The sequence below is a fragment of the Stenotrophomonas maltophilia group sp. RNC7 genome, from assembly GCF_030910085.1.
In the GTDB taxonomy this organism is placed as follows: Bacteria; Pseudomonadota; Gammaproteobacteria; order Xanthomonadales; family Xanthomonadaceae; genus Stenotrophomonas; species Stenotrophomonas sepilia.
This window is the reverse complement of sequence record NZ_JAVFVN010000267.1, coordinates 1-436: the sequence shown is the minus strand read 5'-3', so window position 1 is coordinate 436 and position 436 is coordinate 1. Positions and strand designations below refer to the sequence as shown.

1 protein-coding gene is annotated in these 436 nt (G+C 47.0%); it reads left to right on the top strand.

Features of this window, described 5'->3' with window-relative positions:
- Positions 1–436: RHS repeat-associated core domain-containing protein (locus RCF13_RS03565; protein ID WP_308140879.1), on the top strand; the 436-nt coding region annotated here is incomplete at both ends.

The following is a 436-nucleotide window of genomic DNA, read 5'->3' as shown; positions in this document are numbered from 1 at the left end:
ACATTGTACACCTATGATGCGGAGAATAACCGTATTGCTGTTCACGCCAATGGTACGGTCACGAAGTATGCGGTAGACCCGCATGCTTATTACAGTCAGGTGTGGATGGAGACGGATGCACAAGGCACGCCTCAAGTATATTATAGCTACGGACTTGGTTTGACTCATCGAGAGGATGCAGCAAGCGGAACGATCCAGATGTATCATTATGACCGCAGGGGAAGTACAACCGCGCTCACCAACCTTCAGGGAGAGATCACGGATCAATATGCGTATGGCCCTTATGGAGAGTTAGCAAACCATGAAGGTGAAACGAAGCAGCCTTTCCAATATAATGGGAAGTATGGCGTCATGACGGATTTAACTGGTCTATACTATATGAGAGCACGATACTACAATTCTGAGATCAAGCGATTCATTAGCCGGGATATTGTGC